Consider the following 14017-nt stretch of genomic DNA (forward strand, 5'->3'; position numbering starts at 1 on the left):
CCGAGTTCTTCCCCTCAAGGAAGGCTCGGGAGTTTGTGCATCTACGCCCCTGCTGTTCTCCAGGCTGGCACAATGGGGCTCATGTCACCCACTCCCCTCTCCCGTTCACAGATACTCGGCACCGAACTCCCCCTGTCCCACCGTGAGGTGCGCGGCGTCGCGATCTCTTCACTCAACGGTGCTGCCACAGTGGAGGGCACCTCTGGTTCCCTCGGCAATGACAACGACACCCGGGTTCTCACTACGCTGCGCGCCTGGGCTGACTGCGTGCTAGTGGGAGCCGGCACCGTGCGGGCGGAAAACTACGGCGGGGTGCGCCTCAGCCCAGAGCAACGTGCGGATCGACTCGCCGCAGGCCAGGCGGACACCCCACCGCTAGCGGTGATCACAGGCTCCGCCGATATGGACACCACCTCGCGTTTTTTCACCGAGGTCAGCGCCTCCCCGATCATCATTACCGGATCGAAAAATGCGGACCGGGTGGCAACATACGAAGCCGCCGGCGCCGAGGTCCTCCTTCTCGATGAGCTCTCGGTGGATACCGCCCTGACCGCCCTAGCCGAGCGCGGCTATCACCGCATCAGCATCGAGGGTGGGCCCAGCATCTATGGCCATGCGCTCGACCATGGGCTCATCGATTATCTTCACCTCAGCATCGCGCCTGTGATCACCCAGATCGATCGGCCGCTCTTTAGCCACCCCGCCCACTCCACCCAGCTCGAGCTGGATGGCGTACACCACGATGAGGACGGTTTTCTCTTCACCCGCTACCGCCTGCCGCGGCCTTAAGCCCCAATCCCGGCGGTCGGTCCCGTCCGATTTTTCCGCCGGCGAGTGGGTGTGCCGCCTGCAGGGTGGCGTCGATAAGCGATTACACTCACTGGGGTGATCGCACCCAATTCCCTCAAGCATCGTGGCCACGTGATCGCGCTCTGGCCGATCGCTGTGCTCATCGTCGCCTACCGCGTGGCCATCCGCGCTGCGGCAGGCGCACCCACCGATGATTTTTCCACCGTGTATTTCGCTATTCGACGCCACCTCGACGGCGTCCCGGTCTATAGCGAGGATTACTCCACCGTGGACCCGCACTACCTCTATAATCCTGGGGCTACGCTGATCCTGTCCCCGCTTGGCTGGTCCACGGACTGGAGCACGGCGCGAATGCTGTTCATCTGTGCCAACGCGCTGGCTATTATCGCCGCGATCGTGCTGCTCTTTCGTCTCACCGGCCGCAGCTGCCGCACCCCGTGGCTGCCCTTGGCCATCGCACTCGCCTTTTGCACCGAATCCGTCATTAACACACTGCTGTTTTCCAATATCAATGGCCTACTTTTGCTGGCATTGGTGGGCTTCTACGTGCTTACCCACGCCTCCAAGCCGTGGATGGCCGGGCTGATCTTGGGCCTTGCCATTGTGATCAAGCCGCTATTTGCCCCTCTGATCTTCATCCCCGTGGTGCTAGTGCGGAGCCACTGGCCCAGCCTGATCGGGGCGATCGGGGTTCCCGTGGTGGCCAACGCCATCGCGATGCGCGTGGTCACCGGCGCGGAGGAATACTTCACGGTGGTCGTGCCCTACTTGGGCCAGGTGCGCGATTATGCCAACGCCTCGCTGCGTGGTCTCACCCTCTACTTCGGAGTGCACCCAGCGCTAGCAATGGCGCTGTGGCTGCTGCTTGCCGCCTTCGTAGGCGCCGGAGTCCTCGCGCTGTTGGCCATTCGCAACAGCAACCGAATCGTGTGGCTTCTCACCACTGGCTCCCTGCTTCTCGTCGGGGTATTCATGCTGTCCTCACTGGGGCAGATGTACTACTCGATTCTGCTGCTGCCGCTCGTTGCCACCGCTGGGCTGCACCGCAGCGTGCTGCACAACCCTTTAAGCATCCTGGCGTTGTTTTTGTTCTACTTCCACTTCCGCACCGATGATCTCGGGGTGTCGTTGTGGGGCTATTTGGTGGGCACCACCATCGGCTTCACCGGCTGGGTATTGCTCATTGTGGTCATTGGCAGCACCGCGGTGAGCTGGCTAGTCTGGGAGCCCAACCGAGCGGCGGCAGTCGCTGGGCGGCTAGGCGATCCCACCTTCAGCCCCACCCCACGCCGCGGCAAGGACCAGCCTGTGCCCGCCACTACCTAGAGAGGAGACTCGCACCATGACTGATTATCGTGCACTCAGCGAGGACGATTGGAAGCGCCGCCTCAACCCCGAAGAGTTTCGGGTTCTGCGCATGGCCGGAACTGAGGCTCCGCACGTCGGCGAATACACCGACACCACCACTGCAGGGGTGTATTCCTGCAAGGCCTGTGGCACTGAGCTGTTTCGCTCTACCGAGAAGTTCTCTTCCCATTGCGGCTGGCCCTCCTTCTTCTCCCCGCTTGCTGGTGAACGCATCATCGAGCGGGAGGATCGCAGCCTCGGCATGGTCCGCACCGAAGTGCTGTGCGCCACCTGCCACTCCCACCTCGGGCATGTCTTCGAAGGCGAGGGCTATGACACGCCCACCGATATGCGCTACTGCATCAACTCCATTTGCCTCACCCTCGAGCCGGAAGGGACTAACAGCGCCGAGGCATAACAGTGAAAGAACTAGCGCAGGCGCACATTCACCGCCACGCCAAGCGAGGAAAATGACACACGCCCAGCAGGGATGAGCGATCATCATCCTTGCTGGGCGTGAGCGTGCGGCCCGCAGGGCCTAGGCAGCTGATACTTCTAGGGCAGCATCCGCACGATCTCTTCGATGTCGGCTACGCGTCGACCGGTAAAGAAGGGGGTCTCCTCCCGCACATGCAGCCGCGCTTCGGTGTAGCGCATGCGGTGCATGAGATCGACTAGGCGGTGCAGCTCGGGGCCTTCGAAGGCAAGCACCCATTCGTAATCGCCGAGCGCAAAGGCCGGCATGGTGTTGGCGCGGACATCCGGGAAGTTACGCCCCGCCATACCGTGCTCGGCCAGGATCTTGCGGCGCTTGGACTCGTCCATGATGTACCAGTCATAGGAGCGCACGAAGGGATACACGGTGATCCAATCGCCCGGCTCCTCGCCCATGATGAAGCTGGGCAGGTGCGACTTATTAAACTCCGCCGGACGGTGCATCCCGTTGCCCGTCCACACCACCTCTGTGAGCTGACCCAGCGAGGTCTCGCGACGGAAACGGTTGTACACCTCCTGCAGCTCCTGATACTCCTCGGCGTGCCACCAGATCATGAAGTCTGCGTCGGCCTGGATACCGCTGATGTCATAGATACCGCGCACTACTACGCGATCGGCCTCAGCAATGGCGGCGAAAAACTCGCGGGCCTCGGTAATCACATCCTCGCGCTCGTTGCCGAGGCTCCCCGGGATAGCCCGAAACACTGCCCACTGGGTGTAGCGCTGAATGGAGTTGAGCTTGGCGTAGTCTGGCCGTTCACTCACGAATAAGACCTCGTTTCACTTCTCTTGAGTAAAGCTGGAGCTCGCATGGGTGGCTATCCACCGGATTTCCTGCACATCTTAGGGTGGACTATCCACACGAGTGCTGACAGTGCAAAGTCTAGCTAACCCCACTGCCCTTGCCCATACCCACCCCGCAAAGCAGCGGTGGGCATCACGGATGAATGAGCTGCCACTCGAGCCGCTCACTGCAGATTATGGCGCTGCACGGGTTCGGCGCGCCTCCCGCGGGCGTGCGCGTGCAGAAGCTAGCTTGGATCACGTGAAGGAATCTGAAGCAACCTTGGCATCCGCCCCGAATAGGACGTCCTCGCAGGGCTACCCGCAGGAATTTGCTGCGGCTGTGGAGTCGCTGCACAGTGTCTCGCTGCGGCCGGAGATTTCGCTGGGCACGATCCGCCCGCCCCAGAAGCTCGCGCCGTATTCCCACGCGATCGGGCTGGAAGTCGAGCATCCCCTTCGCGAGAACGAGCCCATCCCCACCGAGTCCGAGGGCGACGCCTTTGGCCGGTTGATCGTGCTCTACGATCCCAACTCGGATGATGGCTGGAACGGCAATATGCGCCTGGTGGCCTATATTCAGGCCGATATGGATGACGCCGTGGCTAATGATCCCCTGCTCCCCGAAGTGGCGTGGCAGTGGCTATCGGAGGGACTCGACGATTCTGGGGCGTCCATCACCGATGTGGGTGGCACCGTCACCTCCACCGCCTCCGTGCGCTTCGGTGATATCGGCGGCTCGCCGCGCTCCTTCCAGCTGGAGATGCGCGCCTCGTGGACCGCGCTGGACACGGACCTTAGCGATCATGTGCTCGCCTTCGCCAAGGTGCTTGCCCTCGTCGCCGGTCTGCCACCCGAAGGCGTCAGCACACTGCGCTAGCACTAGAATGCTCGTGGAGCCACCCGCGCCTATGCTCGGGTGAGTTGCTTATTTGCTTATCGACGCCAACCTCAGGAAGCACAGTGCAGCTTGACGAGCCACGGGACGGCCTGCCCCCTGTTTATTCCACTCCCACCGAATTTCAGCACGCCGCCGCTGCCCTCGCCGCCGGCCATGGCCCCATTGCCGTAGATACCGAGCGGGCCCAAACTTATCGCTTCGACGATCGCATTTTCCTTCTGCAGCTACGCCGTGCCGGCTCCGGCAGCTTCCTCATTGCCCCCGAGCGCCACCGCCGCGAGCTGCCGCGCATTCTTGCTCCGGTGCTCAATCCTGAGACGTGGATCCTACACTCCGCCCACAATGATCTGCCCATGCTGCGCGCACTGGGCATCTATCCCAGCGGACTTATTGATACCGAGATAGCCTCACGGCTGCTCGGTGTGGACAAACCTAATCTGTCGAACTCCCTGCAGCACTTCCTCGGAATTTCCTTGGCCAAGGGGCACGGCCGCGAAAATTGGTCGCGCTGGCCGCTGCCTAGCTCTTGGCTCAACTACGCAGCACTGGACGTGGAGCTACTGATCGAACTCGCAGAAGCGCAAGCAGCACTGCTGGAGCAGGAGAACAAGAGCAGCTGGATGGCCCAAGAGTGCGCTCACTTGCTCGCCCTGTGCGATGTCGATGCACCCGAGCCCAGCTGGACGGGAGTCAAGGGTGTGGGCACGATCCGCAGCCGCAAACAGCTGGCCTTCATGCGAGAGCTGTGGGCCGGGCGGCGCACAGTGGCACGCAAACACGACCTGCCGCCGTTTAAAGTGCTGCCCAATCCCCTGCTGCTCGAGCTTGCGCGGCGTCAGCCCCGCAGTAAGAAAGAGCTCAAAGATGCCGTGCAGCCTCAGCGGCGACTCAAGGACGTGCCATCCCGGGTGCGAGCAGAGCTACTCGATGAGCTCAGCATGGCCTTAGGGAGGGCCCGCGCCATGCGTAAAGAGACGTGGCCGCAGCGCCCGGGCGAGAATCAGCGCTCTGGCGACTATGGGGTGAAAAGCAGCGACCCGCTCTACAAAGCGAGCCTGCAGGCGGTGCGAGAAGACCTAGAGGATCTAGGCGAATCGCTGCACCTTGACCGCGGGTTGCTTATCGACGCCCGCGCGATGAAAAAGATCGTGGCCCACAGCGTCAACGTCGGCCCGCTCGACGACGCCGAGCTTGATGCCGACTATCAGCGTTTCGATGTCCGCCCTTGGCAGCAGGAACTCACCCGCACGATCTTTCACCGGCACCTGCAGGCTTCAAGCAACTACTAGCCCCCGCGCCCCTAAGCTGCGCATGGGTGCTGCTGCGCTCTGCACCGTTGGGCCGAAGCGGGCAGTTCCCGCTTGGCCCCTTGTGTCGAGATAGAAACACAGCCCACACCGGCTAGTTAGGGCCGCGTGTGGGCTGTGTTGGGAAAGACGCTGTGCGCTTAGTCGGCAGCGCCGGCGCGCCAGCCGCGCAGCACGCGCGGCATGGTGGTCAGCAGCAAGCCACCGAGCACGTTGAGCGGGATCACCCACCACACCCACGCGAGCCAATCGATGAAACCGATACCAGGGGCACCGGAGAAGATGGCACCGAAGATGATGATGGAGTCCAGCACCGAGTGGAACAGCGGCGGGCCTGCCAGCAGGAAGGCTCCGGCCACAGCCGCGGCGATGGTGGTGGCACCATCTTGGGAGCCGACCTGCATGCGCGTCATCAGAGTGATGGCGCCGCCGGCAAGAAACGCCAAGGCAACACCTTGAATGCTCAACCCGATTTCGAGGAATCCATGCGCACTTTCGGCCATGGTTCCGTGCAGTTCCGGCATGGCCAGCTGCACCAACCAGATGGAGAAGGCTCCGCCCATGAAATTGGTGACGAGGGTGATCGACCACATGCGCAGGACTTCCCACCATGTTCCCTCTCCGGCGGCCACCGCGACCACGGGATAATAAAAACCTTCAGTGAACAAGTCCGAGTGGGCTAGAAGCAGGGCGACGAAGCCAATTGAAAAGGCCAAAGCCGCCAGCAGGTGGCTGTCCGTCTCGTGCAAGGTAAGCAGATAGGCCAAGACACCAAAGGTGATTTCAATGCCGCCGAGCAGGCCGGTGGCTGTCATCACCCGCCACGAACGGTGGAGGCGCTCCGCGCCTTTGCTGGCGGTATCGACGTAGGCGTCGATGATCTCTTCTTCGAGGCTCTCACGCCCCCGCTCGTGCTCCGCTTGGTTATGCTCTTTGAGCTGCTGTTTTTTTAATTCCGAGTTTTCTTTCTCAGCCACGAGCACACAGTATAGGTGCCCTGAGGGCAAAGTCCTAAGCGGTGACACGCACAGCTGCCACGCGCGGTGGGATCTGTGTGGCTAGTTTTGCTCAGCCTCGGACTCTGCAGCGGCGGTGGCATCCTCTGTGGGACTAGCGCCGATACCGTCCAGCCACTCCCTCGTGGAGTTGGCAATTCCGGCAGCGTCGAGTCCAATCTCCTCCATGATCTCCGCCCGCGAGGCGTGAACCAGGAAGCGCTGCGGTACGGCGGCGTGGCGGGTGGGCACATCCACCTCGGCGGCGTTGAGAGTCTGGGCGATGGCCGAGCCCACTCCCCCGTGCACCACTCCATCCTCGATGGTGACCACTAGGTCGTGATTGGCGGCCACATCCACCAAGGAGGACGGCACCGGAATGACCCAGCGCGGATCCACCACCATGGTCGATACTCCTTCGGCCTCAAGGGCGCGTGCTGCATCCATAGCGGCGTGGGCCATGGGGCCGACAGCGATAAACAGCACTCGAGGCGAGGATGCATCGTCCTCGTCTGGGTAGCGCAGCACATCAACGCCATCGCTGAGGACTCCGACGGCCTCAAGCTCCGGCGGGCGTGCTCCCTTGGGGAAACGCACCACAGTGGGGCCGTCTTCTACCTCGAGTGCCTCCCGGAATTGTTCCCTGAGCTGTTGGGCATCGCGTGGGGCAGCTAGCTTCAACCCGGGTACGATGCCGGTGACGGCCATGTCCCACACGCCGTTGTGGCTGGGCCCATCGGAGCCAGTAACCCCTGCCCTATCGAGCACGAAGGTAGCGGGTTGTTTCAATAGCGCCACATCCATTAGCAGCTGGTCGAAGGCGCGATTGAGGAAGGTGGAATAGATAGCCACCACGGGATGTAGCCCGCCGAGGGCCAAGCCTGCGGCCGAGGTGGTGGCGTGCTGCTCGGCAATGCCCACATCAAAGAAACGATCGGGGAACATCTCGCCGAATTCGGCGAGCCCAGTAGGCCCGGCCATCGCGGCGGTGATCGCCACGATATCGGTGCGCTCTTGACCGGCCTTAATCAGCTCTTCGCTGAAGATCTTGGTCCACCCAGGCGCGGATTTGGCCAATGGCTCGCCCGTGATCGGATCGATCACCCCAGTGGAGTGCATAAGATCGGCCATGTTTGCTTCCGCCGGGGCGTAGCCACGGCCCTTTTCGGTGACCATGTGCACGAGCACCGGCTTGTCGTACTCCTTGGCGTACTTCAGCGCGGAGTTCACCTGCTCTTGGTCGTGACCGTCCACGGGACCGACATATTTAATGCCCATCTCAGGAAAGAGCACCGTAGGAAGGACTGCATCTTTCAGGCCTTCCTTGACTGCGTGCATAGTTTTAAAGGCACGCCGCCCCACCCAGCCCATGTTGTTCAGGGTGGACTTGCCCTGCTCCATGACCCGATCGTAGAAGGGCTGCATGCGCAGCTCGGCGAGGTTATTGGCGAAACCACCGATGGTGGGTGAATAGCTACGGCCGTTATCGTTGACCACGATCACCAAGTTGCGATCATTATCCACCGCCACATTATTCAGCGCCTCCCAGCACATGCCGCCTGTGAGGGCGCCATCGCCAACAACGGCAACCACGCAGCGATCGGTCTGGCCTTGGAGGGTAAATGCCTTGGACAGGCCATCAGCCACAGAGATCGAGGCTGAGGCGTGCGAGGACTCGGTCCAATCGTGCTCGGACTCACCGCGGTCGGTGTAGCCGGACAAACCGCCCTTTTGTCTTAGGGTGTCAAACTCCTCACGGCGCCCGGTGAACATTTTGTGCACATAGGACTGGTGCGAGGTGTCGAAGATGATCGGATCGTGCGGCGAATCGAACACATAGTGCAGGCCGATAGTGAGCTCCACCACGCCGAGGTTTGGGCCGAGGTGGCCACCGGTTTGGGAGACGTGCTGGACCAGGAACTCCCGAACTTCCCGCGCGAGCGCTTTTTGGCCGGCGATGGTTAACGCCTTGACGTCATCCGGAGTCGAGATGTGCTCCAAGAACCCCATGGGATCGGTCTTCCTTTCAAAAGATCTCGGCGCCGTTATCGGCCGTGGCGCAGCGGAGATGCCCACTGCGTGATTCCATATCCGTGTGGCTCACACTGTGCGCTGGGCGGGCGCACAGTGTGCACACCTAGGCGGCTTTAAGCCACGAACTGTGGCGCGGGTCTATCAGGCCGCAGTCTCATTCCTATCTAGTGTACTAGGCGGCCTCGCCGCTGTGAGCGAACGGTAGCCGCTCAGACTCAGCCACCCTAAAGCTGCGGCGATGCAACCCCATGCCCACTACCGTGCCCGCAGCAGCGCGATGCTCTCGCAGTGGTGCGAGCCGGGGAAGGCGTCCACCACAGTCAGCTGCGCTAGGCAGTAGCCGTGCTCTACCCAGCGCGCAAGATCGCGGGCGAAAGTAGCGGGATCACAGCCGATGTGCACCACGGCCCGAGGGCGGCGCGCCGCCGTCCCAGCAATCACGGCCGCATCGGCACCCACACGCGGCGGATCGAGCACCACCACATCAGGATCCGGCAGCAGCCCCTCGGTAAAGATGGCTTCAGCGCAATCCATGCGATGAAAGTGCACACCGGATTCGCCGGCGAAGGCGCGCCGGCCACACTCGGCGCCATGCTCGGCGAGTTCCACCGAATGCACCTCGCGCCCGCGATCGCCGCGCACAGGATCCACAAACAGTCCCACGCCGCCATAGAGGTCCCAGCCAACATCGCCATCGATGTCGGCTAGAGCCTCGGCGATGATGCGCTGATAGGCCTCGGGGGCCCGCTGGTGGGCCTGCCAAAAAGCATCTGCTGGAAGCTCGAAGCTGCGTCCGCCGACCTGCTCGCGGGCACGCCCGCTACCCAGCAGCACCTGGCCGCCGGCCATGGCGTGCACGCACCCCTCGGTGTCGAGGCAGACGCTGACTTCCTTGGCACGTGGTGGGCTTAGCGTAGAGACGGCGTCGATAAGCGGCTGTGCCCACGCCGAGCACAGCGGCTCGTGGACGACCTTGTGGGAGCCGCGCCGGCGCATTCCGATCCGCCCGCGGCGATCGACTCCTACCCGAGCGCGGGTGCGCCAGCCGGTGTCCATGCCTAGATCGATTGTGGTGAGATGCTCCGGCGCATCGAGCTTGCCCAGCCGACGCAGCTGCTCCACGACGATGCCGGTTTTGGTCTCTGCCTCAATGGCGGGATCCAGATGGGCGAAGTCGCAACAGCCGCTGCCATGTGCCACCGCCGGGCAGCGGGGCTCAACGCGGTGCGGGCCCGGAGTGATAACCCGCACGAGGCGGGCGCGCATAAAGCGCTTCTTCACCTGAACGAGCTCTACCTCGAGCTCATCGCCGATCACGCCATCACGAACAAACACGATGCGCTGATCCTCATCAGCGTCGCTGAGCTGGGCGATGGCCTCACCGCCGTGGGCCATGCGCAGTACCTGCACACGCACCCGTGCACCTTTTTTCACATCAAGCACAATGAGAGCCTAGTTATCCTTGTTCAGCTCTTGGACCTGCTGCACGCCACTGCCGGGCTCGGACTCCTCTGGGGTGGGCACCTGCGGCTCACCCGTGGGGGTCTGGGGCGGCTGGGGGCTGTGTGCCGTGTTCGGCTGGGCCGCATCCTGTTGGGCGGCGGCATTGTTCTGCTGCGCCATGTTGTACTGCGCGAGCGCTTGGGCGGCCTGGCGCTGTTGGTTCTGCTGCTGTGCCTCCTGGGCGGCGTTCTTGCGCTGCGCCATGGCCTCTTGCACTTGGGAGACAAGCTGCTCGGGCAGCACTACCGGCAAAGAGTTACCAGCCATCATCGGCTGATCACCTCGGTAGACAAAGGTACGAGCGAGTACGTCGCGGGCCAGATCGCGCAGCTGATCGGCGCGCTCCTTCGGCCCCACCAGGGTGGTGCGCAACATCCAGCGCGGGCCATCGCAGCCAATCATGCGAATCTGCGCCTGCTCGGTCACGCCGACGAGCTCAGTACCCCACGGGCCCTGTTCGCTGTGCACGGTCAAACCATCGTTTTCCATCCCGGCGCGAATCTCGTCGATCACCGTGGGCCACTGCGGCTGGGAGGCCGCGGCGGCGAAGGCGACGGGGGTGATACGGCCGTGTTCAGTCACGATGTGGAGCATGCGCGGCCCCTTCTCCCCCATCTCGACCTGCACCTGGCTGGGCTTGGGCAGGGCGATCTTCATGGAGCCTAGGTCGAGGGTGCCCAGAGAAAAGTCAGAGAAGTCGAATTCCTCGATATCCACACTCTGGCCGTCGAAGGGGCCATAGTCGGCTTCGGCGGCTGCGCCGGTATCGGCGGCGGATTCACCGCGGAAAGCGTCGGACTGGTCGGGGCCGTGGGCCACCGCGTCCTCAGCCGCTGCGTCATTCTCTGCGTTCTTCTTGCCAAACGGCCACATGGGGCGTCACTACCTAACGTGAATTCGATTGATGTTGCTGTCGTGTACTACTTTTGCCGAGCCTACTATTTAATTCAGCCCTGTCGAACCATAGCCGCCCTCTCCGCGGACGGTCTCGTCGAGTTCTTCGACTTCTTCGAATTCCACGAGTTCTACTTTTTGGATCACCAGCTGGGCGATGCGCATTCCGCGGGTCACATCGAAGCTTTCTCGCGGATCGTGATTAATCAGACACACTTTGATTTCACCGCGGTAGTCGGCGTCGATAGTGCCTGGGGTGTTGACCACGGAGATGCCGTGCTTGGCGCCAAGCCCGGAGCGCGGGTGGATCAGGCCCACATAGCCCAGGGGTAGGGCCAGAGCGATGCCCGTGGCGATCAGGGCGCGCTCGCCCGGCTCTAGCGTGAGCGAGTCTGCGGCGTAGAGATCTACGCCGGCATCGCCGCGGTGAGCGCGGACGGGCAGGGGCAAGTCGGGGTCGAGTCGCTTGATCTTAAACACATCAGACAGCCTAGTCCTTAGATTCTTCCGCCCCAGCGGCGCCCGCCACCCCGTGCCTGAGTAACCCCCGACGACCGAGGGGGCGCGCCGAGGGGGACGCGCTGCGGACCATGGTGAAACCTTGGGTGGGAGCCACTGCGAAGGAACTGTGGGCGGGCGTGCGGCACGGCCGATCTCCTACGGGCGCTGTGGCAGTCACAGGAAACACTGAGTGCAGGCTGAGAGGAGTTTATGAGTGGTGAGGCGAAGTTGGATGTCGCGATTGCTGCACTACACTCTAGGGATGTGACTACGTCTACGGAGAAGCGCACCGCGATCCTCTACCGCGAACGGCAGTGGGTTCCGTGGTATTGGTGGGCCCTTGCGCTCGCGATGGTGACAGTGTTCTGCCTGCAGTTGATGTTCAACCGTAATGTGTGGTGGTTCATTATCCCCGAGATCATTCTGGGCGCTGCAGTGATCTGGTACCTGTGGTGGATGTCCTCGACCACCGTGGTGGTGGAGGAAGATGCCGATGGGGTGCGGTGGCTCAGCACCGATGGCGCCTCGCTGCCGCACACCGTGGTTGATCGCTCGTTGGCGGTGCCGGCCTCGGCGAAGCAAAACGCGATGGGCCGCCAGCTCGACCCCGCCGCCTATTTGGTTTCTCATGGCTGGGTGCCGCAGATGGTGATGTTGGTGCTGGACGATCCCGATGATCCCACGCCGTATTGGCTCATTGGCGCGAAGGATCCCGCCGCGGTTCTCAGCGCGTTTGTACCCGATCAGGCGGATACCGCCACCGCCGCATTGCGCCGCAGCCAAAGCTAGCGTCAATCCCAGCAGATACATTCACACCAGCGCCGACGATGACTAGTGGATCATCGTCGGCGCTGGTTCTATGCGGGGCTTGATGCTTATCGACGCTTCCCCGCCGGCGTCTTTATCGTGTTCCTGTCCACGTCAGCGTGTTGCTGTCATCAGCTGAGCGGGACCACGGGTGATCGCTGTTAGGCGCAGTCGAGGCAGATCTCGGAGCCATCGGGCTCGACATGGGACATGCGGTTGCGCTTTTGGACGAGGAAGCAGCTCGCGCAGGTGAATTCGTTGGCCTGGCGGGGTTTGACGTCCACGTTGAGTTCCTCGCCGGATAAGTCCAGCGCCGGCAGCTCGAAGGGCTCAACGATTTCGCCGTCATCATCAATATTCGAAGAACCGGTATCAGCGGCGGCCTTCAGGCTTTCCAACGAATCAGCGTCGAGTTCGTCTTCGACTCGGCCGCGTGGTGCGTCGTAATCAGTAGCCATAGGGGAATAACTTCCTTAAGGGTGTCTCGGGCTAGACGGTTAGGTCAGGATCTAGGCGAGTTCCATGCACGATTTTCGAGGGGTGAACAGGTGGTGAACTCGCTATCGACGCGCATACTAAAACACATCCGTAGCTTTGTCACCTTCCCACTCGGGCATAATCGGCGCACCCCACCCCCGCTGGGTCATGAGGCTACTGATCGTCCAGCTCACAGCCCGCTACCCGAGCCTTCAATCACCCCCGCAAGCTGGGTCGCGATGCCCGGTTGCGCCGCGAGAACGAGCGCATTATCCCCGCTGGAGGTAGACAGCGGCGGACACTGCACCCTCGCGCCAGCCTCGCGGGCAATCAGCATGCCGGCGGCGAAATCCCAGGCGTTTAATCCTCGTTCGTAATAGGCGTCTACCGTTCCATCGGCCACGGCGACCAGATCCAGCGCTGCCGAGCCCATGCGACGAATATCCCGCACCTGTGGCAGCAGGGTACATAGCAGCTCGGCCTGTTCGGCGCGGCGCTGCGCCGCATAGGAAAAGCCGGTGGCCACCAGCGCGGTTGCCAGATGCTCGGCATCACCGCAGTGCAGAGGGCGAAGGTTCGGCGAGGAGGCGTGATCACGCATATGCGCCCCTTGCCCCACCCCAGCGCTAGCTAGGGCGCCTGTGGCCACATTGAGCACCGCGCCCGCCACCACGGCACCATCGATAGCTGCGGCGATCGACACCGCATACTGCGGCAGGTTGTAGAGGAAGTTCACTGTGCCGTCGATGGGATCGACAATCCACACCACCCCAGTCGCGCTGCGTTTGTGGGCCCCCTCCTCCCCGATCAACCCATCACCGGGGCGCAACTGCTCGAGCCGGGTGGTGATGAACTCCTCGCTGGCTTCGTCTACCACCGTGACAGGATCCACTGCGGAGGATTTGGTGCGCGTCACCGCCCGTAGATCGCCTCCTAGCTCGGCGCGGGTACGCAGAATCACCTCCCGGGCCTCTTCTGCCACAGTGATGGCTGTGCGGCGGAGCTCAGAAACGAGATCAGGACCTGGGGTGTGCTGTGTGCCAGTCATAGCTCCTATTGTGCACTGCCGGCGCCAGCCATGGTGGCCCACAGCAGCCCTCGCAGAGCCCAGCGATCAACACTTCCGAATCGCGGGCAGAGCAGTGGGGATAGACGGGGTCAGT

General features: G+C 62.6%; 14 protein-coding genes. 6 read left to right on the top strand and 8 right to left on the bottom strand.

The annotated features are described in order from the left end of the window. The first annotated feature begins 81 nt into the window (after window positions 1–81). The 3 genes from CCICO_RS06590 to msrB all read left to right on the top strand — a co-directional run bounded on the left by CCICO_RS06590 (window position 82) and on the right by msrB (window position 2575). Entirely contained in the window at window positions 82–789 is a 708-nt protein-coding gene (locus CCICO_RS06590) for a pyrimidine reductase family protein (RefSeq protein WP_040357982.1), read from the top strand. A 96-nt stretch (window positions 790–885) separates the two neighbouring features. After that, a complete protein-coding gene (locus tag CCICO_RS06595; protein WP_018020437.1) occupies window positions 886–2136 on the top strand; it encodes a glycosyltransferase family 87 protein in 1251 nt (416 codons plus the stop codon). 16 nt (window positions 2137–2152) lie between these two features. Then, window positions 2153–2575: a peptide-methionine (R)-S-oxide reductase MsrB gene (msrB, locus tag CCICO_RS06600; protein ID WP_018020436.1), complete on the top strand. Its 423-nt coding sequence runs from the start codon at window positions 2153–2155 to the stop codon at window positions 2573–2575. A 137-nt stretch (window positions 2576–2712) separates the two neighbouring features. Here the strand turns inward: msrB and hemQ are convergent, their stop codons facing one another. Beyond that, complete coding sequence (gene hemQ, locus CCICO_RS06605; protein ID WP_018020435.1) at window positions 2713–3417, bottom strand: hydrogen peroxide-dependent heme synthase; 705 nt, start codon at window positions 3415–3417, stop codon at window positions 2713–2715. A gap of 280 nt (window positions 3418–3697) precedes the next feature. Between hemQ and CCICO_RS06610 the strand changes: the two genes are divergently transcribed. Together CCICO_RS06610 and CCICO_RS06615 are read left to right on the top strand one after the other, a co-directional pair. Beyond that, on the top strand, window positions 3698–4315 hold the full coding sequence (locus CCICO_RS06610; RefSeq protein ID WP_026161581.1) for a DUF3000 domain-containing protein: 618 nt from the start codon (window positions 3698–3700) through the stop codon (window positions 4313–4315). An 83-nt stretch (window positions 4316–4398) separates the two neighbouring features. Further along, complete coding sequence (locus tag CCICO_RS06615) at window positions 4399–5625, top strand: HRDC domain-containing protein (protein WP_018020433.1); 1227 nt, start codon at window positions 4399–4401, stop codon at window positions 5623–5625. 158 nt (window positions 5626–5783) lie between these two features. On the opposite strand, the gene CCICO_RS06620 is transcribed toward CCICO_RS06615, so the two are convergent. The 5 genes from CCICO_RS06620 to dut form a co-directional block, all read right to left on the bottom strand. Beyond that, window positions 5784–6620, bottom strand: a complete 837-nt coding sequence (locus tag CCICO_RS06620) for a formate/nitrite transporter family protein (protein WP_244264019.1) — start codon at window positions 6618–6620, stop codon at window positions 5784–5786. 81 nt (window positions 6621–6701) lie between these two features. Beyond that, a complete protein-coding gene (gene dxs, locus CCICO_RS06625; RefSeq protein WP_018020431.1) occupies window positions 6702–8648 on the bottom strand; it encodes a 1-deoxy-D-xylulose-5-phosphate synthase in 1947 nt (648 codons plus the stop codon). Window positions 8649–8927: 279 nt separating this feature from the next. Next, window positions 8928–10115, bottom strand: a complete 1188-nt coding sequence (locus CCICO_RS06630) for a class I SAM-dependent RNA methyltransferase (RefSeq protein WP_018020430.1) — start codon at window positions 10113–10115, stop codon at window positions 8928–8930. A 9-nt stretch (window positions 10116–10124) separates the two neighbouring features. After that, window positions 10125–11048, bottom strand: a complete 924-nt coding sequence (locus tag CCICO_RS06635) for a DUF3710 domain-containing protein (protein ID WP_018020429.1) — start codon at window positions 11046–11048, stop codon at window positions 10125–10127. Window positions 11049–11117: 69 nt separating this feature from the next. After that, entirely contained in the window at window positions 11118–11549 is a 432-nt protein-coding gene (dut, locus tag CCICO_RS06640) for a dUTP diphosphatase (protein ID WP_018020428.1), read from the bottom strand. Between the two features lie 231 nt (window positions 11550–11780). Here dut and CCICO_RS06645 point away from each other — a divergent pair, with 231 nt between their 5' ends. Then, the gene (locus tag CCICO_RS06645) at window positions 11781–12359 is read left to right on the top strand and encodes a DUF3093 domain-containing protein (protein WP_018020427.1); all 579 of its coding nucleotides are present in this window, start codon (window positions 11781–11783) and stop codon (window positions 12357–12359) included. Window positions 12360–12538: 179 nt separating this feature from the next. Here CCICO_RS06645 and CCICO_RS06650 read toward each other — a convergent pair whose 3' ends face one another. Next, window positions 12539–12835 (bottom strand): DUF4193 domain-containing protein, encoded by a 297-nt coding sequence (locus CCICO_RS06650; RefSeq protein WP_018020426.1) that lies wholly within the window; start codon window positions 12833–12835, stop codon window positions 12539–12541. A gap of 209 nt (window positions 12836–13044) precedes the next feature. After that, window positions 13045–13902 (bottom strand): inositol monophosphatase family protein, encoded by an 858-nt coding sequence (locus tag CCICO_RS06655; RefSeq protein ID WP_018020425.1) that lies wholly within the window; start codon window positions 13900–13902, stop codon window positions 13045–13047. Between the last annotated feature and the right edge of the window lie 115 nt (window positions 13903–14017).

It is taken from the genome of Corynebacterium ciconiae DSM 44920 (genome assembly GCF_030440575.1).
GTDB classification, from domain to species: Bacteria; Actinomycetota; Actinomycetes; order Mycobacteriales; family Mycobacteriaceae; genus Corynebacterium; species Corynebacterium ciconiae.

Excerpts from the sequence above, each read along its gene's own strand:
- CCICO_RS06590 (WP_040357982.1), top strand. The coding sequence starts at position 82 with ATGTCACCCACTCCCCTCTCCCGTTCACAGATACTCGGCACCGAACTC.
- msrB (WP_018020436.1), top strand. The coding sequence starts at position 2,153 with ATGACTGATTATCGTGCACTCAGCGAGGACGATTGGAAGCGCCGCCTC.
- dxs (WP_018020431.1), bottom strand. The coding sequence starts at position 8,648 with ATGGGGTTCTTGGAGCACATCTCGACTCCGGATGACGTCAAGGCGTTA.
- CCICO_RS06635 (WP_018020429.1), bottom strand. The coding sequence starts at position 11,048 with ATGTGGCCGTTTGGCAAGAAGAACGCAGAGAATGACGCAGCGGCTGAG.
- CCICO_RS06645 (WP_018020427.1), top strand. The coding sequence starts at position 11,781 with ATGAGTGGTGAGGCGAAGTTGGATGTCGCGATTGCTGCACTACACTCT.
- CCICO_RS06650 (WP_018020426.1), bottom strand. The coding sequence starts at position 12,835 with ATGGCTACTGATTACGACGCACCACGCGGCCGAGTCGAAGACGAACTC.
- CCICO_RS06655 (WP_018020425.1), bottom strand. The coding sequence starts at position 13,902 with ATGACTGGCACACAGCACACCCCAGGTCCTGATCTCGTTTCTGAGCTC.